Origin of the sequence: Marinobacter alexandrii, assembly GCA_039984955.1 — a bacterium.
In the GTDB taxonomy this organism is placed as follows: domain Bacteria; phylum Bacteroidota; class Bacteroidia; order Cytophagales; family Cyclobacteriaceae; genus Ekhidna.
Window position 1 is genome coordinate 63,137 of the sequence record JBDWTN010000003.1, and the last position, 22,138, is coordinate 85,274.

The window sequence follows — 22,138 nt, forward strand, 5'->3', positions numbered from 1 at the left end:
CTCATTCAACTTATACAAATGAAAAAAATCTACCTATGGCTGACGATTCAGCTATTTGGAATGAGCCTGTTTGCTCAATCAATTATTATATCAGGAGTAGTTTCCGATTCTAATGGAGATATCCTGCCAGGAGTCACTATTCGTGAAAAAGGAACGTCTAATGGTACTATTACCAATGGTAATGGCGCTTTTGAATTAACAGTACCCAATGATGCTATATTAGTCATATCCTCTATTGGTTTTACTACGCAGGAGGTAAAGTTAAATGGCCAAAACGTCATTGACGTTGTTCTTCAGGAAGGAATTAGTGAATTGGATGAAGTCGTCGTAACCGCTCTTGGTATTAAGCGTCAAACGAGAGACTTAGGTTATAATGTTCAAAGAATTGAATCTAGTAAAATTGCTGGAGTCAAGTCAACCAACTTTATTGATAATCTTGCTGGAAAACTAGCTGGGGTTACAGTAAGTCAAGGAGCAACAGGCGTAGGTTCCACATCAAAAATCACTATTCGAGGTGAAGCATCTTTTACTAATAACAACCCTTTATTTGTAGTTGATGGAATCCCGATTAATAATAATTCAATTGTAAACTTCACCAATGATGCTGCCGCGGGATTCCAGGAAGTTGATTTTGGAAATGGTGCAATGGAGGTGAATTCAGATGATATTGCTTCCGTCTCTGTTTTAAAGGGTCCCGGTGCAGCGGCACTATATGGAACCAGAGCTTCGAATGGGGTAATTATTATCACCACTAAAGATGGTTCTGACAAGCAAGGGATTGGCGTAAGCATCAATTCCACAACCATGGTTGAACGAGCTTTCCAATTACCACAGTTTCAGAATGAATATGGTCAGGGTAATTCAGGTGAATTTGAGTTTGTAGATGGTTTAGGAGGTGGAACGAATGACAATATTACATATAGCTGGGGTCCAAGATTAGATCAAGGAATCTTGATTCCGCAATTTGATAGTCCGGTAACCTTGCCTGATGGAAGTGTTGTTAGAGGCGGAGATATAGCAGTGCATGGAGGCGTGCCAATCACTCCATCGGCATTTATCTCTCATCCAGATAATTTGAAAGATTTTTATCAAACTGGGATTACGACGATCAATAATATTGCTATTTCGAATGGGTTTGATGATGGTAATTACCGATTGTCATTTACAGACTTACAAAGCGAATCAATTATCCCAGGAGTAGACCTTGATCGTAGAACACTTTCTGCAAGACTTTCATTTAGACCCACATTAAAAGTAAAAGTGACATCATCTATTAGCTATGTAAATTCTCAATCAAACAATAGACCTTCGGGTGGTTATGGTTCGGAAAACATCAACTACTCTTTAGTTGCATGGGGTCCTCGGTCTTTAGACATCTCTGCATTGAGAGACTACTGGCAACCAGGGCTGGAGGACACTCAACAGTATTCATTCAACTATACATTCTTTGATAATCCATATTTCATTCTTTTGGAGAACAGAAATTCATTTAATCGTGATCGATTGTTTGGTAATGTTTCAGCTACTTATCTATTCAATGATTACCTAAGCTTGACCGTAAGATCTGGCATGGACTATAGCTCGGAGAAACGTCAGTTTAGAAGAGCATTTAGCACAAATAGATTTAGAAATGGTGCTTATGCCGTTCATGATGTGCTTTTTCGAGAAAACAATACAGATTTTCTTTTAAACTTCAGCGAGACGTTTGCTGATATGTCACTAGATATTTCGGTAGGGGGTAATCAAATGGATCAGGAGGCATCTACTGTGCAGTCACAAGCTCTGACCTTAGCTCAACCAGGTATTTTCAAATTATCCAATGCTGCTTCACCGTTAGAAGTATTTGAATTCTTATCAAAAAAGAGAATTAACAGTCTTTATGGGGTGGCAAAGTTTGGATACCACGATTTTTTGTTTTTGGAAGCAACAGCTAGAAATGATTGGTCGAGTGCATTAGCATCCCCAAACTCCACAGAGAATGTTTCCTTTTTTTACCCATCCATATCCACCGGGTTTATAGCTAGCAATATGATTGAAATACCAGCAATTATCGATTTTGTAAAGTTAAGAGCAAGCTGGGCACAAGTAGGTAATGATACAAATCCATATCAAACAGCTGGAGTCTTCAACGCAAGTACGCCTTATAGTGGCCAGCCTACTTTCAGTGAACAGTCCACTATCCCGAATGCAAACCTTCTGCCTGAGAAAACGACCTCTATAGAATTGGGAGGAGAAGTGAGGTTATTTAAGAATAGACTACTCCTTGATGTGACATACTATAATGCATTGACCCAGAATCAGATTATATCCTTACCGGTCTCAATCAGTTCAGGTTATACAGAACGTGTAGTTAATGGAGGAGAAGTAAGATCTAAGGGTCTTGAAATAATTGCTGGCATAGCCACACTAAGCAGGCAAAACCTAAGTTGGAATACTCAATTGAATTTCAGTAGAAATGTTACCACAGTTGAGTCACTACCAGATGAAGTAGACCGCTTAACACTTGGTTATTCAAGCATTTATGACAATGTAAATCAGACGGTCTTCTTCCAGGTAGAAGAAGGAGGTCGAATAGGTGATTTGTACGGAACTGGCTATCGTAAGACAGAGGAAGGTGAATTTATTGTCGGAGATAACGGATTATATAGCTCTGATAACAACTTGATTAAGTTGGGTAATTACAATCCTGATTTCATTTTAGGAATCAGCAATAACATTCAATATAAAAATTGGAATGTAAATTTTCTTTTTGATTGGAGGCAAGGGGGAATACTGGTTTCAAGAACACTTGCATTAGCCGGAGTAGGTGGGCAGCTGGAGGAAACCTCAGATAGGCCAGAAGCAGGAATCGCACCTGGAGTTGTCAGGACAGGAGGCACTGATGAAAATCCAGTGTTTAGTCCAAATACTCAACAAGTTAGTGCTGAAGCTTTTTACCGAAATTTTTATGATCGTAACCATGAAGAGAATAATACCTATGATGCTAGCTACCTAAAACTCAGAGAGCTATCTGTGACCTATTCGTTTAGCAATGGATTCTTTAATAAAAATAGAACACTTGATATCAGTCTTATAGGTAGGAACTTATTTGCAGTAAGTGAAATTCCGCATTTCGATCCAGAACAACTGGCTGTTCAGGGGCAGCAATTTGTGAGTGGTGTAGAAGACATGTCTTACGCAACTACTCGTAGTTATGGAATCAAATTTAACTTCAACTTCTAACAGCCAATGGCTGAAACATAAGAAATACAGTATGATTATTAAAAATAATTTCAAACATTCATTCCCCCTCATAGAAGGGGTTAGGGGGAGGTTTCTAATACTATTTTTCGCAATAGCTGCAGTTTCTTGCACAAATGATTTTTCCGAAATCAATACGAATCCAAATGCACCTATAGAGGTGCAGCCAAGTCTGCTTTTGAGGCAAGTGGTCTATGATTATGGAGAGCAAATGTCGTACGAAGGATTTGTTGCTGGTAACTTACTTAGTCAACATTTCACAATGGTTGATTTCAACCTATTTGATAGACATGATTTGAATGCTCCTCAATTAGGAGGAAACCCATGGCCTATTCTTTATACAAACCTTAGGGATAATGAACTCATCTTGGATCAAGTAAATCAGAATGTAGTTTACGAAGTTTACAGAGGGCCAGCTTTGATTATGAAAGCTTACATGACTGCAGCGCTGACAGATATTTTTGGAGATGTACCTTATTTTGAAGCGCTAAATGGAAAAGAGGGAAACACAACTCCAACATATGATTCACAGGAGGCTATTTATTTAAACGAAGATGGGATTTTAGATAATCTAGAACAAGGCATTATAGCAATCCAGTCGTATTCGGGAGCTCAGTCTTTAGAGGGAGATATCTTATTTGATGGTGAACTAGACTCGTGGGTGGCCTTTGCCAATTCATTGCAAATCAAATATTTAATGCGTGTTTCTGGAAGAGAAAATGTAAGTGACAGACTTCAATCAATCTATGATGAAGGAAATTATATTCAGTCAAATGACAAAAATGCAGTATTCGATTTTTCTGATACGCAACCAAATACTTTTAGAATGGCAGTTCTAAGATCAGGCGATTTTAACTTGTTCATTATGTCCGAGACCATGCAAGAAGTCATGGGTAATCTAAATGATCCAAGGGTGGAAGTACTTTACCGAGAGTCGAGTGCCAACCCAGGCCTTTATTTAGGATTACTTAATGGGCCAGATGCTTCCAACACTTCAATTTCTGTTTCAGATTATTCGCTAACCGGAACAATTTTTAGAGAAAACACAGGAGCTTTGGATGCAAATTTCATTACGTCATGGGAAACCCAGTTCTTGTTAGCCGAGGCTGCTGAAAGAAACTTCATTACTGCAGATGCTCAAACACTTTATGAACTAGGTATTGAGCAAGCTTTTGAATATTGGTCTGCAAGTCAACCTAGTGATTATTTAACGACGGGACCCGCCGCTTATGCTTCAGCAGGTATGAACCCAATAGAACAAATAATGACCCAAAAATGGATTGCAAACTCGATCAATGGATACGAAGGATGGATAGAATATCGAAGAACGGGATTTCCTCAGCTCAAAGATGTAGGAGCTAGCTTAAATAGTGACTTAATACCTGTACGATTGCCTTACCCTTCAAGTGAAGAGGCTTTAAATGCAGAAAGCTTTGGAATTGCTTCAGATGCTACGAATGGAAATAGCATCAATGCTACTGTATGGTGGGATAATGATTGAAAAAAAAATCTCTGCAGATGTTATTCCCCCTTTGAAGCGGTTCGACGTATCGAGGGCAAGGGGGATGTTTGCAATCCAGTTTGTAAAGTAGAATTCATGCAAAATTTCTCTTCTAACATTCTCTTTTGGCAATGGGTATTAATAATTGGATCAAGCTTGATTCTTTTATTTATTTCTCCTGTTGCTAGAACAGTTAGTGATTTTTTTAAAGCAACGACCAGATCCAATAAGCCTCCAGGCCTTTGGCTTTTGACAAGCAGCCTAGTGATTTCCTGGATCTTTGCAAAGTCTATAACCAATGCAGCTAACCTTGGTTTGAAATATGGCATAGTAGGAGGAGTAGCTTATGCTACCTATTACTTGTCTTTTCTTTTTGCAGGAATCATTATCTATCAGCTAAGAGTCAAAGGGGGATACACAAGTATTCATCATTTCTTAAAAGAAAAATTCGGAAAAACGGCCCTTATCATTTTCTCTATATTGATAGCTTTCAGGCTATTCAATGAAGTATGGTCAAACACCATGGTAATCGGCTCTTATTTTGGATCTATTGGCTCAAATCAATACTATTTAGCTATTCTGTCCTTTACAGTCTTAACGCTTCTATACTCGTTAAAAGGAGGGTTAAAGAGTTCGCTGTTTACAGATGCCATTCAAGTTATACTCTTTGGGGGGTTACTCATATTGCTACTTGGTGTGATCGTGCCAAAATCAGACGGACCGATTTCCATGTTGACATCAGGGAGCTGGACGATGGAAGGAGGAGTGGACTTGTTGTTAGTAGCTCTTGTTCAAATATTTAGCTACCCGTTTCATGATCCTGTCATGACAGACAGGGGATTCATTACAAACCCCAATACAATGCGAAAAGCTTTTTTCCTGGCAGTTCCCATTGGTTTTCTAGCGATTATCCTTTTTAGCTTGATTGGCGTTTATGCCTCTCAGTTAGGTTTAGCTGGTCAGGCAGCCGTTGAGGTAGGAAAAACCCTAGGCATAGTTAGCATGCTTGCCATCAATTTCATTATGATCACTTCGGCTTCATCAACATTAGATTCAGCATTTGCTTCATTTTCAAAGTTAGGTGTGATGGATTTATCTATTGGAAGTCAGTCAGTTAGTAATGGTCGATTGATCATGATTGTTATCGCTATTATGGGAACTATTCCGGTTTTCTTTGACCCGGAAATTCTTTCTGCCACGACTATTTCTGGTACTATGGTCGTTGGATTAGCTCCAATTTTTTTACTCTGGAAAATGCGTGTTCGAAAAATTGCTTTTTCTTTTTCAGTTTTGATAGGAGTTGTTTTCGGAGTTTGGTATGCTATTGGCGCTTATCCCGACGAGTTGATTTTCTTTTCAGGAGACTATGGTGCATTATTGTCAGTAAATCTTTTAGGAACGATTACATGCTTTTTAATTTACTTAAGTTGTAAAAAGTAGGATGGAGGATATTAAAGATATAGGAGAGTTAAAGGGAAAAATACTCGTCTTTGGAGGGGTATACAGTAATCTTCAAGCGTTAAATGAATTGAAGAAGATTGCTTATCGGGAGAATATTGAGCCATCAAACATCATCTGTACTGGAGATATTGTAGGGTATTGTGCCCAGCCGGATGAATGCCTACGTAATATTAAAGACTGGAGTGTTCATTCCATTCTTGGAAATGTAGAAGAAAACATCCGAAATGGAGATGAAGATTGCGGCTGCAATTTTGATGAAGGAACGCGTTGCGACATGTTCTCAAGGCAATGGTATCCCTTTGCATACAATGCAATTTCTCAAGAAATGAAAGATTGGCTAGGTGAAATACCTCAACATCTTCGATTTGTTTATGCTGGAAAGAAAGCTTTAGTAATACATGGCGGACTAAAAGATATATCACAGTTCATTTTTCACTCAACTGATTGGAAAATAAAAAAGGACATAATCGATGAAGCAGGAGTTGACTTAATTATTGGGGGACACAGCGGATTGCCTTTTAGCTGCTCAGAAAATGGAAGGTATTGGCTAAATGCTGGAGTGATTGGGATGCCTGCCAATGATGGAACCCCCAGAGTATGGTATATGATTCTAAATGATGAAAATGAATTCACTTTTCGTCATCATTCTTTTGAATACCCACATCAGGAAACTGCTCGATTGATGAGAGAGCAGAAACTGCCTGCATCGTATGCTGAAACATTATCCAGCGGAATTTGGGATAACTGTGAAATTCTTCCAGATGAAGAGACGAACAAGCAAGGAATACCAATTAATTGATCACCACATCTTTTAAGTATTGTGAAAAGGCTAAGAAGTATTCTGATGAATAGTTGTTACTAACGAAAAGAGTGTTTCTGTTTTCTGAATAGATTAGATCAGTTGTGTATTATAAATTTTAGATCTACCTTCTCATATGTTTAATCTATAATTTAATAAGCTATGAGAAAATTATCTTTTCTACTATTAATTGCAGCAGCGAGTATGCTGTTAAGTTCTAGCAAATCAGTTAGCAAATTAGAGGGATCCATTTTTGCTGATTGCAACTATTACACGTATGACCTAGGATTCAATCATGCCAAAAATGTAAGAAGACAGTGTGACCTATCGCCAACCATACTGCAGAATACATACACGTTGAATATGTCCAATCCCTGTTTTCAGTTTAGAGTTGGTTTTCAAGAAGGTTGGTTTGCCTATCAAAGTTATTGCAGCACAGGGGGCGGTGGTAATAATGGAGGCGGCACAGGAGGAGGCGGTAATGGTGACGGACCTGGTCCGATAGGCCCTGGAGGTCCTCCACAACAATAGTTTTCTAATAAACTCTTAAAACCGACACTTAATTGTCGGTTTTTTTACTTCTATACTTTAGCGTTCCAGTATTCTAAAAACTAATCTCGAATCACAACTATAACTTATTTTAGATAGACTAATTTTACAGACACTATGTATAAACCGAGGCTGTGAACCCGGCAGAAGTACGAAACAATGAGTAAAAAAGGACGAATTTTAGTCGCCATGAGTGGCGGCATAGATAGCTCACTCGCTGCAGTGATGCTACACGAAGAAGGATACGAAGTGATTGGAATGACCATGAAAACATGGGACTATCAAACTTCAGGTGGAAGTAGCAAAGAGACAGGCTGTTGTAGCCTCGATTCCATCAATGACGCACGAAATATTGCGGTAAGCCTTGGATTCCCACATTACATCATCGACATCCGAAATGAATTTGGTGATGCCGTAATTGATTATTTCACCGATGAATATATGGCCGGGAGAACCCCCAATCCATGTGTAATGTGCAATACGCATATCAAATGGGATTCATTACTCAGAAGGGCGGATAAGCTTGATTGTGAATTCATAGCAACTGGCCATTATGCGAATATCAGAGAAGAGAACGATCGATTTGTTGTTTCCAGAGGAGCAGATGGTTATAAAGACCAATCCTATGCGCTTTGGGGTATATCGCAAGAAAGTTTGAGTAGAACCAAGTACCCATTGGGTCACCTGAAAAAATCAGAAATCTACGATATGGCCAGAGAACGTCAATTCTATGAATTGGTCACAAAGTCTGAATCCTATGAAATATGCTTTGTTCCCGATAATGATTACCGCGGCTTCTTAAAAAGGAGAGTAGAAGGTATTGAGGAGCAAGTAGCTGGCGGTGAATTCGTATTGGAATCAGGCGAAGTAGTTGGAACTCATGAAGGCTATCCATTCTATACCGTCGGTCAACGCAAAGGATTAGGAATTGCTCTAGGTTATCCCGTATATGTTACTGAAATACAGAAAGATAATAATAGAGTTATTTTAGGAACTTTTGATGAGTTAAGCAGAGACGGTATGTATGTGAAGCAACTTAATATGCAGAAATATGCAAGCATTGAAGGAGGAAGAAAGGACACAGTAACCAAGGTTCGTTATAATGATGATGGCAATCCTGCCATTATTGAACAAGTTGGTGATACCATGAAAGTGTATTTCGGAAATGGTGTAAGCGCAATAGCTCCTGGTCAAGCTGCTGTTTTTTATGAAGAAGATGACGTGATAGGTGGAGGATGGATAACTTCAAGTTTTCATCAAAACAGAGAAAATTAATTCAATATTAAGTTGAGAAAAATCAAAGCATCTTCCTCGTCCACTTCCAACAGGGGATATCTCTTTAAGGGGATAGCAGGGATGTTAATATTGTTATTGGCGTTATTAAATACTTCATGCAATGAAACCAAAGAGATAGGTCCTGAAACCTTAGGATATGATTTCTATCCAATCAATTTAGGCGAATATAGAGTTTATGATGTTGAGGAAATTAACTACCTAATTGTTGGTTTCGATACTTCAGTATATCAACTTCGAGAGACTATTTTTGATTCCATTGCATCAAATGATCAAACTACTTATTTATTAAGAAGAGATGTTCGACTAAACGAGACGGATGAATGGAGAAGTGACTCAGTATGGTCCGTAACGCAAACTTCAAACTTTCTTTCAATCACAGAAAATAATATTCCCTTTATTAAGTTAACCTTTCCAGTCAGTGAAGGAAGAGAATGGAATGGCAACAGTCTTAATACTAGGAGTTCTGTGACTTATTATTACCAACCCGTTAATAACTTGGTAATTGATTCACTTTCTAATGATGATCACATTCGAGTCATTATTGAAGACATTGAGGAAAATGTAACAGGAGTTGACCTAAGAAGTGAGATTTATGTGCAAGGAATAGGGCTGGTCGAGAAAGATTATGTGACTCAAAAAAAATGTACAGAAAGTGCTTGCGGCACTGACTTGGGCGAAATAATAGCTGGACGTTCGTTAAAGCAAGTATTAATTGAAATAGGAAAAGATGAATAAGCTACACACACTGATATTGATATTACTCCCGATTATGGGCTTTTCCCAAAGCCAGGTTAATCGATACTTCATCTATTTTGATGAAAAATCTGGGGAGAGTTATCCGTATAGTGTTTCAAACCCAAATGAGTTTTTAACCCAAAAAGCAATTGATCGGCGAGAAAAGCAAGGAATTGAAATAGACGAATCTGACTTGCCTGTTAATCCTTCGTTTGTTCAAAATTTGAAAGAAGCTGGAGTAGATGTTTTTTTCACATCAAGGTGGTTAAATGGCGCATTGGTAAACTTGGATACTACACTTTTAGATGAGTTGGCAATGCTTTCATTTGTAGACAGTATAGCTTGGATTGCAGATACCACTCGACTTTCATACGATCAATCTGAATATGAAGTACCCACAGAATTTGATGAGCCATCTTCAGTAACGGGGGATTCGGATATTCAATTAATTATGTTGGGGGCAGATCATATGCATGCAGATGATATCAAAGGACAGGGTATGCTAATAGCTATTCTGGATAATGGGTTTGTAGGTGTAAATAGATATTCTCCATTTCAACATATCTGGGAAAATAGCGGAATACTTGCTACAAAAAATTTCGTAACTAACTCGGGCAATGTTTTCCTGTCTGGATCTCATGGGACATCTGTGTTCTCCATTATTAGTTCGAATTTTGAGTCTGAAGACGGAAACCTAATTGGTATAGCTCCTGAAGCCAATTATGTGCTCTGTGTAACAGAAGATAATAAAGCTGAAAATACCATTGAAGAATACAATTGGCTTTTAGGCGCTGAGTTCGCAGATAGCCTTGGTGCAGATGTCATTAATGGATCCTTAGGCTATCGATTATTCGATATCCCGGAGCATAACTATGATTTTGATGATATGGATGGGGAAACAACAATCGTTTCCAGAGCTGCTAATATGGCGGCAGATAAAGGGATCATTGTTGTTGTAAGTGCGGGCAATGAGGGTAATAAAAGCTGGAAACGAATTACTCCACCAGCTGATGCCAAAAATATCCTTACCATAGGAAGTGTTAATCCTGATTTTACCTACTCATCCTTCAGTTCGGTAGGAAACACTGCCGATGGAAGAATCAAACCTGATGTTGCGGCATTTGGAGCAGCCACTACTGTGGTCCAGGGAAATGGATCAATTTCAAGAGGAAGTGGTACAAGCTTTGCCTCACCACTAATAGCTGGATTTGCTGCAGGAATTTGGCAAGCAAACCCAGACTGGACAAGTCAGGAGGTTATTGATGCCATCAAAAATTCGGGCCATCGAGCACATGCTCCTGACTCTCTAGTTGGTCATGGTGTTCCTACATATGCGTATGCAGTAGATGGAAAAACATTGAATGTGGCTGATATTTTAGACCATAAAGTGACTATTTACCCCAACCCGTTTAATGGTGATAAGCTCTATTTGATTACAAAAGGAAAATTTAAAGAGGGGTTGAATATTAGAATCATGGATCCAAAAGGAAGTGTGATTTTTAATGAAGATTTTAAAAAGAGAGAAATTAAAGAAAACATGGAATTGACAATTGATGGAAGTCAGCAAGGAGTTTATTTCTTATTCTTGCAAAGCGGAAATAATCAAAAAACTGTTAAGCTAATTAACTTCTAATGCCTCAAAAACTTATTGCCCCCTCATTCTTAGCAGCCGATTTTGGTAACGTTCAACAAGAAGTTGAAATGCTAAACCAAAGCGAGACAGACTATATTCACATTGATATTATGGACGGAGTATTTGTCCCTAACATTTCATTTGGCTTTCCAGTATGTCAGGCCATTCATAAGCATGCGAAAAAGCCAATGGACTTTCATCTAATGATCGAGCATGCAGATCCTTATCTGGAAGATTGTATGAAGGCGGGTGCCGAAATAATCAGCGTACATTATGAAGCATGCAGGCATTTGCATCGAACAGTATCGGAAATTAGAAACCTTGGTGCAAAAGCGGGGGTTGTATTAAATCCTCATTCTTCAATTGATCTTTTGGAAGAGATTCTACCTCATGTTGACTTGGTTCTTCTGATGTCTGTCAACCCCGGATTTGGGGGACAAAATTTCATTGAGACCACCTTTAGTAAGGTCAGAAAGCTTAGAGCAATGGTTGATACCATAAACCCAGAGATCATCATTGAAATAGATGGAGGGGTAAATGATAAAAACGCAAGTGAACTTTTTAAGGCAGGTGCAGATATGCTAGTGGCAGGAAGCTTCGTTTTTAAATCTGATGATCCAGCCCAAACCATTGCGAACCTCAAAAAAGCTTAGTCCCTTGAGGATCAAATTATCTCTTCTATTAATCACAGTGCTAGCATTGAACGCAATGGCTCAGTCAACACGTGTCAGAGGTGTAATTAAAGATGAAAGAGGAGAGACTGTACCTTCCGTAAACATCATATTGAAATCGGATAGGACAATAGGAACGATATCCAACATAAATGGTGTTTTTGAATTGAATCTAGAATCAGGAGACCATATCCTGATATTCTCTCACATTCAATACGAAACTGTAGAACTTGATATTGTCCTGTCTCAAAGTGAAACGAAAGTCATTCAAGTTATACTGCAAAGCACAAGTACAGTTTTGGATGACGTACAGGTGCAGGGAAATCGAGAGACAGATGCAATAGATCCTGCAACTAGATTAGATCCTAAGTCCGTTCAAAATTTACCTTCCGCATTTGGAGATTTTAATAAAGTCTTGTTGACACTTCCAGGAGTAGCGGGCAACAATGAATTGTCTTCAGCCTATAATGTTCGAGGGGGGAATTTCGATGAAAATCTGGTCTACGTGAATGATATTCCTGTTTACAGACCATTTTTAGCAAATGCAGGACGACAAGAAGGACTGAGTTTTGTAAACCCGGACTTAGTTGGTGATATCAACTTTTATGCTGGAGGATGGGAATCGAAGTACGGAGATAAGCTATCATCTTCCTTAAATATAGATTACAAAGAGCCTGAATCTCTTGAAGGACAATTTAATGTTGGACTACTGGGAGGATCAGCCTACATTGGCAATAGAGTAAATGAAGATATTCAATACCTCTTTGGTGCGCGTCATCGTGATTCAAGATACCTCTTAAATACACTCGAGACGGATGGTCAATATTTACCCTCTTACACAGATGCACAAGCTTTTTTCACCTTTGACCTAACCGGAAAAAATAGCAAGCAAAACAATCGAACAAAGTTGAATTGGCTATTAGCCTACGGAAGAAATAGATACCTGACATTGCCAGTATCCCAGACGACTGAATTTGGATCAGTCTCTCAAAACTTGAGAGTCCAAACACGTTTTGAAGGTCGAGAAGAACTCGACTATGATACGTATCAAAGTGGATTTAACTTATCTCATAGATGGTCCAATAGATTTTTGAGCAGGTGGATAGCCTCTGGAGTTTATACCTCTGAACGCGAGAACTACAATGTAGAAGGGGCCTATCGCATTTGTGATGTTGATAATAACCCTGGCTCCAATAGTTTCAATGAATGTGTGGTCATCCGTGGAATTGGAACAAATTTCAATTATGGAAGAAATAGACTTCAAGCCAAAATCTATAATACAGAATGGAGAAACGAGTATTTGCTATCAGATTGGTCAATACTTGAAGCAGGAGTTGGATATTCTCACAATATCATTGATGACAGACTAAATGAATACGCCTTTCTTGATTCTGCTGGTTTTATTGAGGTCAATGAAAGTACGTTTAACGAGTTAAGTCTAAGCACAACAACCATTACCGCCTATGCTCAAGCCACAATCTATTCAAAGGATTCTATGCATGCGGTCAATTTTGGTGGTAGAATAAACCACTTAGATTACACAGGGCAGCTACTTTTCAGCCCCAGACTTATTTATCGATTTAAACCTAGATGGGAACGGGAGACCTCCTTTAGACTGTCAGTCGGAAGATACAGTCAGCCTCCTTTTTATAGAGAGTTTCGGGACCTGGAAGGAACTATCAGAGACGATGTAAAGGCGCAAGAATCCATTCATGTAATAGGTGCAATGGAAAGAGTACTGACCTGGTGGAATAGACCTTTTCTATTTAGCACAGAGGTATATTATAAATCCCTAGAAAATGTAATTCCTTACGATATAGACAATGTTCGTTTAAGGTATTTTGCTAACAATAATGCCACGGCATTTGCCTACGGATTTGACTTTAGGATTAATGGAGAGTTTATTCCGGGCACTCAATCATGGTTTAGCTTAGGAATTCTCAAAACCAAAGAGGACCTTGCAGAAGATGACAAAGGATACATAAGAAGACCTTCTGATCAAAACATCAATCTTGCTTTTTACTTTGAAGATCATATGCCAAATGATCCGACACTGAGAGTATATGTCAATACGGTCTTTGGATCAGGCTATCCTTTGGGACCTCCAAATGATATAAATGCAAGAAATATTTTTTCTGGAGACGAATATTATCGTGTAGACTTAGGATTTTCAAAATCATTTGAATTGAGAGGTCATAAATACCTGAAAACCTTATGGTTAAGAGCTGAGATTTTAAATGTACTTGGAGCTGATAATACGCTATCCTATTCTTGGATTCAGGATGTTACAGGAGCACAACTTGCCATACCCAATTCATTATCGGCAAGGTTTTTGAATTTCAGGATATCAACAGATTTTTAGGTGAAGGATTCACCTATCTTTGTATCATCATATAGATTTAAAGAAATGAAAAGAATAACTCAATTACCCATGATCATGCTTGCGGTTGTTATGCTAGCATCATGTAACAGACAAGTGACTAGAATTAACCCTGATCAGCAAGTTGATCTTAGTGGACGCTGGAATGATACTGACTCCAAGTTGGTAGCTGAAGAAATGATTAAAGATGTAACAGGAAGGCCGTGGCACAATAATTTCCGAATTGAAAATGATCGTAAGCCCGTTGTGATTGTGGGTTATGTGCAGAACAAGAGTGCCGAGCATATTGAGTCGGAAACATTCATTAAGGACATAGAAAGAGAATTTATTAATTCTGGATTCGTAAGAGTCGTTTCCAATTCTGTATTTAGAGAAAAACTTAGAGAAGAAAGAGCAGAGCAAGGGGAATTCGCATCTCCTGAGACACAAGCGAAGTGGGGTAAAGAACTAGGCGCTGATTTCATGATGTTTGGAGTGATTACAGCGGTCACTGATTCATATAAAAAAGAAAAAGTGGTGAATTATAAAGTTAACCTTGAGCTAACGAATATTGAGACCAATGAGAAAGTTTGGTTAGGGGACAAAGAGATCAAGAAATACATCAAAAATTAAGGAGCTTTTAAGTTCCTTAGATACGAGTTTCGAGTGAGACATTTATTCGAAACTCGTATCTCTAGCTCGAAACTTTCACACTAAAATACCACCAGTCTTATGTCTAACTTGAAAGACATATTCGTAAGTCTAATCATATTATTCTTGTTGAGTAGCTGTGCTTCATTCTATCAGCTCAATTATGAATTCAATAAGAACTTTGAGCAGGGAAACATTGAAGAAGCTGCTAGTTTGCTTAATCAAAATAAGAAAGCAGCTAAAAGTAAGACCCGATTTCTTTATTATGCCAATCAAGGAGTAGTTGAGCATTTGCTCGGAAACTATGAGGAGAGCAATAATTGGTTAGAACAAGCTTACCTATTTGGAGAAGATTACCATAAAAACTATCTAAACTTTGCTGCATCATATTTTCTGAATCCTAACCTTATTGTATACCCTGGTGAAGATCATGAACACCTCATGCTTCTTTACTATAAAGCACTTAACTTCTTGAAAATACAGGACTTTGAGTCCGCATTGATCGAATGCAGAAGGTTAAATCAGCGCCTATTTGAATTAGGAGATAAGTACATTTCAGATAACAAATACCAAAAAGATGCATTTGTCCATAACCTGATGGGAATCATTTATGACGCATCAGGAGACTACAATAATGCCTTCATTGCTTATCGCAATTCCCTTGAAATTTATCAAAATGAATATGCTGATATGTTCGGCTTATCGGCTCCCGATCAATTGAAGAAGGATTTATTGCGTACAGCTTCTCTTGCAGGATTTCCTGAAGAACTTGATAAATTCAGTGAAGAGCTAGGCATGAATTACGCTTCTCAACCCAAATCAGAAGGCGGAGAACTTGTCTTTTTCTGGCATAATGGACTTGCACCCATCAAAGACGAATGGTCCATCAACTTTGTAGCAGTAAAGGGCTCAGGCGGACAGATTTTCTTTCAAAATGAAGAGTATGGCTTGAATTTTCCTTTTTTCTACGATACAGGAGAAGATGGAAATTCTAGTATTACAGATTTAACTGGAACACGAGTTGCCTTTCCCAAATATGTTGAAAGAGAGCCTTATTTTCAGTCAGCTAGCTTGGAAATAAACAATTACTATTACCCGCTCGAAAAAACGGAAGACATAAATGCGATTGCTTTTAAGACCTTACAAGAACGAATGCTAGAAGAACTTGGAAAAGGGTTATTGCGAGTAGCATTGAAGAAGACAGTTGAGAAACAAGTGAGGAAAGAAGATGAGACATTAGGCTTCTTGGTAGGTATTGTGAATTTTGCTTCAGAACAGGCTGATACTCGTAACTGGCAAACCATTCCGCACAGCATACATTACACACGTGTTCCCTTAAAAGAAGGTGAAAACGAAGTGTTGCTTCATGCAGAAGGCTCGCGCTCTGAAGACATACAAAAATTTATGTTTTCGGGTGAAAAAGGGAAGACGCAATTTCAAACATATCAGTCTCTGGAAAGTAAGGTTTCTTTCTAATTACCTGTCGAGTCTTTTTTCTTCCATCGTTACATCATTGTCAATACGGATATGCATTTTAATATTCACAAGAAATTCGCCACACCCTGCATCTACCAGCGCTTGTTGTGCTTCTTCAGAGACTCTCTTTAGCTTGTTATAAGAACCTTGCATGACCGTCTCCATTGGAGTAATAACATACTTAACTCCAGATTTTCGAATAACGTTTATTGCAGCATCTATTTTGTCATAGACGTCATTATCACGAGTTAATGGAACAACTTGAATTGCGAGGTGAATGTCTTTTTCAGTCATTTAATTGAATTTTTATTCTATCTGGGAATAATTACTGTGTACTTTTCTCAATATTAGTTAAAAGGCTTTATTTTGAGGTTAAATTTTAACCACACCTAAGATGTTCACCGAGTACGAAATAGAATCCATGCTGGAGTATTCCGAAGTGAAAGAAGCGGCTCTTACACTGAAGAAGGACTTTCTTAAAACTGAAGCTCCATATTTAGAAATTGGGGATGAAGATTTCTTTTCATTAATCGTGATGGCACCTACTATTGGTATTGCAATGGCTGATGGAAAAATCACACTTTTTGAAGAAATGGCTTTAAACAAGAAAGCTAGGAAACTTTCCAAGGGAGGATACTTCATGAAAAAAGACCCTGTAGTCTACGCAATGAAGTTCTTAATCAAAAACTATTATAATTGGTCAGACAAGTTCATGGATGTATTGAAGACAACCATCCAGGTGACATGCGATCTTGATAATACCATAAAAACTCCATTGGATGCTAAAGCTGAAGTGGACTACCACGAGTACAGACAAGCTGTTTTGCATTCTCCTTATCTCCTAATTCGTTTTATTGCGAGTTTCTTTTTGGATAATGATGAGGATATCATCAATAAGAATCACACAATTGGAAAATCAGAATTTCAACGGATGATGCTGATTGGTGAAAGATTAGAATTGGATAGAGTGCCAGTTTTTCAGATGTTTAGCAAAACCTTTCAATAATCTATAGCTTATTCATGCGTTATTGGTGGAGTTGATTGTGAATAAATACATAGTATTAATCTTAAGTGTTCTTCTGATAGCTTGCAAAAACGATGATGTAGCTCTCACCTCTGTTGATAATGATATACAAGCATGGTTAGATACTATGAATATATCTGCTGCGAGAGATGACTCTGGTATATATTATTTTGCGGACTCATTAAACCCTTCTGGTGATCAAGCCTCAAATGGATCAGTAATAGCTATTTACTATACATTAAGCGACCTTGACGGAAATGTTATTGCAAGTCGCTTGCAATCAAGCGGAGATTCGTTGGTTTTTAAACTGGGAGCGTCTGCCGTTTATCCCATTGGTTTAGAACTTGCTCGAATAATGAGAGTTGGAGAGGTATATAACTTCATTATGCCTCCAGATCAAGCATACTCTGGGTTAACTTCGGGGGCTATTAATCCAAGCTTAATCGCGCGTATGCAGGTACAGTTGGTTGGTGTTTTCAATGAAAATGATCTTTTTGCACAGGAAATAGTAGATATTGATGATTACATCACTGCAAATAATTTGAACGATACGATTGCCAATCCTCTCAACATGGTCGAAAAATTTCCAGCATCAGGTATTGCATCGAAACGAGTAAGGGCAGGAGTTGGTCCATTGCCATTAAATGGAGATACCATTATCATAAATTATACAGGTAGATTCCTCAATGAGGTCGGGTTTGGTAGTGATTCAGATTTTCAATTCATTTTTGGTGCTAATCAGCCCAGAGAATTGCTTTCTAGTTTTGAATTTGGCGTTTCAAGGATGCAAACAAATGAAGAGATAGTGCTATTTGTTCCGTCTTCACAAGGGTATATTGAAAGTGCATTGGTTGTTCCGAATTTTATCGCAGATGATTTGGTGGAAGATGGCATTGTTCCAGATTATGTTGTTACTGTACCACCGTATAGCACGCTCAAATTTGATATAACGCGTGTTGATTAATCCATTAATTTTGAGGTGATTTGCTCGCAATAGTTAAACGATATAGCCTAATTGGTATTTTCGTCTTTTTAGGGACGATGGATGTATGCTCTCAAGATATTTATGAGAAGTACAATATCTATAGAAATCCTGTGAAAGTCTTTCTTAACAATTTTAGTTTGACAGCTACAACCGGCTTTTCCTCAACGAACTATTCTCACAAACTGGAAGGTGTATATTTTTATCAGGACCCTTCAAGCCAATTTATATTCTCCAATGATATTGAAAGTCTGGGAAGCACATTTACCGGCTATACAGATTGGTTAAACGATCCTCAAATTGGATTTCAAACATCTTTGGAAAATCCATTCGCCATTCCTTTTGGTAATCTTCCAAACCCTGTGAACAACCCTGCACTAGGTGATCAAACCTTCTTGATAAACACGGATACAGTTGATTTTGGATTTCAAGGAGCCTCAAGAGGAATTCCAATAACATTGATGATTCATTATGAATATGAAAAATATAGAATAGGTTTTGGATACTCCTACGAAGTACACTTTCTAAGAAAGTTAAAACCAACAGCGTTTGTAGATCAGGTAAGAAATTACGAACCAAACGTAATTAGGACCAGATACTCAAGGCTTTTTGGTATGATTGGCTACAAGTTTTATCAATTCTGGAGCTATGATTTTGTGGCAGAATTACAGTTTGGGAGAATATCCGCAGGAAAAGCATTCAACAATGGAGTTATTTCCAGAGGAATCTATACCAACTTTGGTGTGAGTATTGAGAATAACTGGTCAGAGTATTTCAGAGTGATAATTAGGCCAAGTGTTGATTTCAAATCATACACGATCAACCTCCCAGACGGAGCGGATGTAAAGCATAGATATCCTACATTCTCTATTCAGGCGGGTATTAGCATCAATATTCCAGATATACCAAGATCACCTATGAAGAGTGATCATGTCCAATTGAAGCATGTATATACGAATCCTGTAACGGGTAAAAGGATGGAGGTTAGAGGGCAACCAATACATAAGCGACAGAATCCGAAAGTAGGTGAAAACCATCGAAAGCTGTGGCGTTATAAGCGTAAAAACAAGCGTAAGATCAACCCTACCAAAAATTGATCATTTTAATTGAATTCAGATATGAATTCAATCTTTAGAATCCATCGTTTTCACCTAGAATTTTGCTAAATTGCGGGTTGATTTTTGGCTAACCCAAACAAGCATAAATGGCAGACGGAGATATTGATAACCTATCCTCATCAGAAGAGAATATAATTCCAATAAATATTGAAGAGGAAATGCGTGGCGCTTACATCGATTATTCGATGAGTGTTATCATTTCAAGGGCATTACCAGACGTAAGAGATGGTTTGAAACCTGTACACAGACGGATACTCTATGGGATGGACGAGCTTGGTGTCAACTATAATAAATCATATAAAAAGTGTGCGAGGATCGTAGGGGATGTGTTAGGTAAATATCACCCTCACGGAGATACTGCGGTATACGATACAATGGTTCGTATGGCTCAGGATTGGTCTATGCGATATCCGCTAGTGGATGGGCAAGGAAACTTCGGTTCTGTTGATGGTGACTCTCCCGCAGCGATGAGGTACACTGAAGCACGATTAAGAAGGATATCAGAGGAGTTGCTTGGTGATATTCGAAAAAATACGGTTGACTATGTACCTAACTATGATGATAGTACAGAGGAGCCTAGCGTACTTCCTGCAAAATTCCCCAACCTACTCGTAAATGGAGCAAGCGGTATTGCTGTAGGTATGGCCACAAACATGGCTCCACATAACCTTACGGAGGTGGTTGATGGAGTTGTCGCTTACATTGATGACAATGACATAAGCATAGAAGATTTGATGCAGCATGTAACCGCTCCTGACTTTCCAACGGGAGCAACAATATATGGCTACCAAGGTGTTAGAGCTGCATTTGAAACAGGTAGAGGGCGAGTAGTCTTAAGGGCAAAAGCTGAGTTTGATACCACAAGCACTGGTCGTGAGCAAATTATTGTCACTGAGATTCCTTATCAGGTCAATAAAGCAAACATGATTGAAAAAACGGCTGCTTTAATAAACGATAAGAAGATTGAAGGAATTGCAGATATCAGAGATGAGTCTGATAAGCAAGGAATGAGAGTCGTTTATGATCTTAAAAAAGATTCTATTCCCAACATCGTTTTAAATAATCTTTATAAACAGACAGCACTTCAATCCTCCTTTAGTGTAAACAATGTTGCACTTGTAAAAGGAAGACCTAAAACATTAAACCTCAAGGATTTAATAAAGTTTTTTGTTGAGCATAGACACGAAGTTATTGTTCGTAGAACTCAATATGAACTCGAAGAAGCAGAACGTAGAGCACACATTCTAGAAGGCTACCTCATCGCGCTGGATAATCTTGATGAAGTTATCAATTTGATTCGATCATCAAAAGATCCAGACGAGGCACGAATTGGTTTGATTGAAAAGTTTAGTCTTTCGGAAATTCAAGCCAAAGCTATTTTGGATATGAGGCTCCAAAGACTGACAGGCCTGGAGAGAGACAAAATTCAGAAAGAATATGAAGAAATTCAGGCTTTGATCAAGCACCTACAAGAAATCTTAGGTGATGAAGGTATTCGAATGCAAATCATCAAAGACGAGCTTTTGGAAATGAAAGAGCGATATGGTGATGAAAGGCGTTCAGTTATAGAGCACAGCGCAGATGAATTCACTGCGGAAGATATGATTCCTGATGAAGATATGGTGATTACCATTTCGCACCAAGGATATATCAAGCGAACACCTCTTGTAGAATATCGGACTCAAGGAAGAGGTGGAGTAGGAAGTAGAGCGGCCACCTCAAAAGATGATGATTTTACCGAGCACTTATTCGTTGCTTCAGCCCATAATTATTTACTTATTTTCACAGAGTTTGGTAAGGTTTTCTGGAAAAAAGTATGGGAACTGCCAGAGGGAAGCAAAGCAGCAAAAGGTCGACCTATTCAAAATTTGATAAATATTGAAGCTGAAGATAAAGTTCGTTCAGTTATCAATGTGAAAACATTAGAAGATCCGGACTATATCAATAATAACTTCCTTGTCATGTGTACAAAAAGGGGAATTATTAAGAAGACCTCACTTGAGGCTTATAGTAGGCCAAGAAGAAACGGAATTAACGCAATAACCATTCGCGAGAATGATAAACTTCTGAATGTTAATCTGACAGATGGTGATAATCATATCATCATAGGATCTAATACAGGGAAAGCGATTAATTTCCATGAATCTGATATTAGGTCGATGGGAAGAATGGCCTCAGGAGTACGAGGAATGAACATTACAGATAAAGAATTTGTAATTGGTATGGTTTGTGTAGATTCCAAAAACCCTCCAAACCTATTAGTTGTATCAGAGAAAGGATACGGCAAAAGATCTGATCTAGAAGATTATAGAATCACCAAACGTGGTGGTAAAGGTGTAAAAACGCTGAACGTTACAGATAAAACAGGAGAACTAGTCGCCATCAAAGATGTCATTGATGGAGATGAACTCATGATTATCAATAAGTCAGGAATAGCAATAAGAATGTCTGTGGATAAACTGCGTGTTATGGGAAGAGCAACACAAGGCGTTCGCTTAATTAAGCTGAATGACGAAGATGAAATTTCAGCGGTAGAGAAAATTTCCAATGTAGGTAATGATGAATCAGAGGAATTGAATACTGATGAAGGATCTACAGATCAGGAAAATGAACAAGACAATAAAGAAGATAAAGAATAAACAA

17 protein-coding genes are annotated in these 22,138 nt (G+C 38.3%); 16 read left to right on the forward strand and 1 reads right to left on the reverse strand.

Annotated elements, in window-relative coordinates:
• Positions 1–18: 18 nt before the first annotated feature.
• From ABJQ32_00765 to ABJQ32_00820, 12 genes are all read left to right on the forward strand, one after another.
• The gene (locus ABJQ32_00765; protein ID MEP5288145.1) at positions 19–3,222 is read left to right on the forward strand and encodes a SusC/RagA family TonB-linked outer membrane protein; all 3,204 of its coding nucleotides are present in this window, start codon (positions 19–21) and stop codon (positions 3,220–3,222) included.
• Positions 3,194–4,741 (forward strand): SusD/RagB family nutrient-binding outer membrane lipoprotein, encoded by a 1,548-nt coding sequence (locus tag ABJQ32_00770; protein ID MEP5288146.1) that lies wholly within the window; start codon positions 3,194–3,196, stop codon positions 4,739–4,741. The genes ABJQ32_00765 and ABJQ32_00770 overlap by 29 nt, the downstream gene beginning before the upstream one ends.
• A gap of 96 nt (positions 4,742–4,837) precedes the next feature.
• Positions 4,838–6,181: a sodium:solute symporter gene (locus ABJQ32_00775; GenBank protein ID MEP5288147.1), complete on the forward strand. Its 1,344-nt coding sequence runs from the start codon at positions 4,838–4,840 to the stop codon at positions 6,179–6,181.
• Position 6,182: 1 nt separating this feature from the next.
• Positions 6,183–7,001 (forward strand): metallophosphoesterase family protein, encoded by an 819-nt coding sequence (locus tag ABJQ32_00780; protein MEP5288148.1) that lies wholly within the window; start codon positions 6,183–6,185, stop codon positions 6,999–7,001.
• 162 nt (positions 7,002–7,163) lie between these two features.
• On the forward strand, positions 7,164–7,532 hold the full coding sequence (locus ABJQ32_00785; protein ID MEP5288149.1) for a hypothetical protein: 369 nt from the start codon (positions 7,164–7,166) through the stop codon (positions 7,530–7,532).
• A 177-nt stretch (positions 7,533–7,709) separates the two neighbouring features.
• Entirely contained in the window at positions 7,710–8,825 is a 1,116-nt protein-coding gene (gene mnmA / locus ABJQ32_00790; protein MEP5288150.1) for a tRNA 2-thiouridine(34) synthase MnmA, read from the forward strand.
• Positions 8,826–8,837: 12 nt separating this feature from the next.
• Positions 8,838–9,581, forward strand: a complete 744-nt coding sequence (locus ABJQ32_00795) for a hypothetical protein (GenBank protein MEP5288151.1) — start codon at positions 8,838–8,840, stop codon at positions 9,579–9,581.
• A complete protein-coding gene (locus ABJQ32_00800; GenBank protein ID MEP5288152.1) occupies positions 9,574–11,214 on the forward strand; it encodes a S8 family serine peptidase in 1,641 nt (546 codons plus the stop codon). The genes ABJQ32_00795 and ABJQ32_00800 overlap by 8 nt, the downstream gene beginning before the upstream one ends.
• A complete protein-coding gene (gene rpe, locus ABJQ32_00805; protein ID MEP5288153.1) occupies positions 11,214–11,867 on the forward strand; it encodes a ribulose-phosphate 3-epimerase in 654 nt (217 codons plus the stop codon). Before ABJQ32_00800 ends, rpe begins: the two co-directional genes overlap by 1 nt.
• A 4-nt stretch (positions 11,868–11,871) precedes the next feature.
• On the forward strand, positions 11,872–14,247 hold the full coding sequence (locus tag ABJQ32_00810) for a TonB-dependent receptor (protein MEP5288154.1): 2,376 nt from the start codon (positions 11,872–11,874) through the stop codon (positions 14,245–14,247).
• Between the two features lie 45 nt (positions 14,248–14,292).
• The gene (locus ABJQ32_00815; GenBank protein ID MEP5288155.1) at positions 14,293–14,877 is read left to right on the forward strand and encodes a penicillin-binding protein activator LpoB; all 585 of its coding nucleotides are present in this window, start codon (positions 14,293–14,295) and stop codon (positions 14,875–14,877) included.
• A 99-nt stretch (positions 14,878–14,976) separates the two neighbouring features.
• Positions 14,977–16,371 carry a hypothetical protein gene (locus ABJQ32_00820; protein ID MEP5288156.1) on the forward strand — a complete coding sequence of 465 codons (1,395 nt, stop codon included), beginning with the start codon at positions 14,977–14,979 and terminating at the stop codon, positions 16,369–16,371.
• On the opposite strand, the gene ABJQ32_00825 is transcribed toward ABJQ32_00820, so the two are convergent.
• Complete coding sequence (locus tag ABJQ32_00825; protein ID MEP5288157.1) at positions 16,372–16,665, reverse strand: thiamine-binding protein; 294 nt, start codon at positions 16,663–16,665, stop codon at positions 16,372–16,374.
• A 100-nt stretch (positions 16,666–16,765) separates the two neighbouring features.
• Between ABJQ32_00825 and ABJQ32_00830 the strand changes: the two genes are divergently transcribed.
• The 4 genes from ABJQ32_00830 to gyrA all read left to right on the forward strand — a co-directional run bounded on the left by ABJQ32_00830 (position 16,766) and on the right by gyrA (position 22,134).
• Entirely contained in the window at positions 16,766–17,377 is a 612-nt protein-coding gene (locus tag ABJQ32_00830; GenBank protein MEP5288158.1) for a hypothetical protein, read from the forward strand.
• Positions 17,378–17,414: 37 nt separating this feature from the next.
• The gene (locus ABJQ32_00835; protein MEP5288159.1) at positions 17,415–18,359 is read left to right on the forward strand and encodes an FKBP-type peptidyl-prolyl cis-trans isomerase; all 945 of its coding nucleotides are present in this window, start codon (positions 17,415–17,417) and stop codon (positions 18,357–18,359) included.
• A 20-nt stretch (positions 18,360–18,379) separates the two neighbouring features.
• Positions 18,380–19,474, forward strand: a complete 1,095-nt coding sequence (locus ABJQ32_00840) for a hypothetical protein (GenBank protein ID MEP5288160.1) — start codon at positions 18,380–18,382, stop codon at positions 19,472–19,474.
• 107 nt (positions 19,475–19,581) lie between these two features.
• On the forward strand, positions 19,582–22,134 hold the full coding sequence (gyrA, locus tag ABJQ32_00845) for a DNA gyrase subunit A (GenBank protein ID MEP5288161.1): 2,553 nt from the start codon (positions 19,582–19,584) through the stop codon (positions 22,132–22,134).
• Positions 22,135–22,138: the final 4 nt, after the last annotated feature.

Excerpts from the sequence above, each read along its gene's own strand:
- ABJQ32_00765 (MEP5288145.1), top strand. The coding sequence starts at position 19 with ATGAAAAAAATCTACCTATGGCTGACGATTCAGCTATTTGGAATGAGC.
- ABJQ32_00770 (MEP5288146.1), top strand. The coding sequence starts at position 3,194 with ATGGAATCAAATTTAACTTCAACTTCTAACAGCCAATGGCTGAAACAT.
- ABJQ32_00775 (MEP5288147.1), top strand. The coding sequence starts at position 4,838 with ATGCAAAATTTCTCTTCTAACATTCTCTTTTGGCAATGGGTATTAATA.
- ABJQ32_00780 (MEP5288148.1), top strand. The coding sequence starts at position 6,183 with ATGGAGGATATTAAAGATATAGGAGAGTTAAAGGGAAAAATACTCGTC.
- ABJQ32_00785 (MEP5288149.1), top strand. The coding sequence starts at position 7,164 with ATGAGAAAATTATCTTTTCTACTATTAATTGCAGCAGCGAGTATGCTG.
- mnmA (MEP5288150.1), top strand. The coding sequence starts at position 7,710 with ATGAGTAAAAAAGGACGAATTTTAGTCGCCATGAGTGGCGGCATAGAT.
- ABJQ32_00800 (MEP5288152.1), top strand. The coding sequence starts at position 9,574 with ATGAATAAGCTACACACACTGATATTGATATTACTCCCGATTATGGGC.
- rpe (MEP5288153.1), top strand. The coding sequence starts at position 11,214 with ATGCCTCAAAAACTTATTGCCCCCTCATTCTTAGCAGCCGATTTTGGT.
- ABJQ32_00815 (MEP5288155.1), top strand. The coding sequence starts at position 14,293 with ATGAAAAGAATAACTCAATTACCCATGATCATGCTTGCGGTTGTTATG.
- ABJQ32_00820 (MEP5288156.1), top strand. The coding sequence starts at position 14,977 with ATGTCTAACTTGAAAGACATATTCGTAAGTCTAATCATATTATTCTTG.
- ABJQ32_00825 (MEP5288157.1), bottom strand. The coding sequence starts at position 16,665 with ATGACTGAAAAAGACATTCACCTCGCAATTCAAGTTGTTCCATTAACT.
- ABJQ32_00830 (MEP5288158.1), top strand. The coding sequence starts at position 16,766 with ATGTTCACCGAGTACGAAATAGAATCCATGCTGGAGTATTCCGAAGTG.
- gyrA (MEP5288161.1), top strand. The coding sequence starts at position 19,582 with ATGGCAGACGGAGATATTGATAACCTATCCTCATCAGAAGAGAATATA.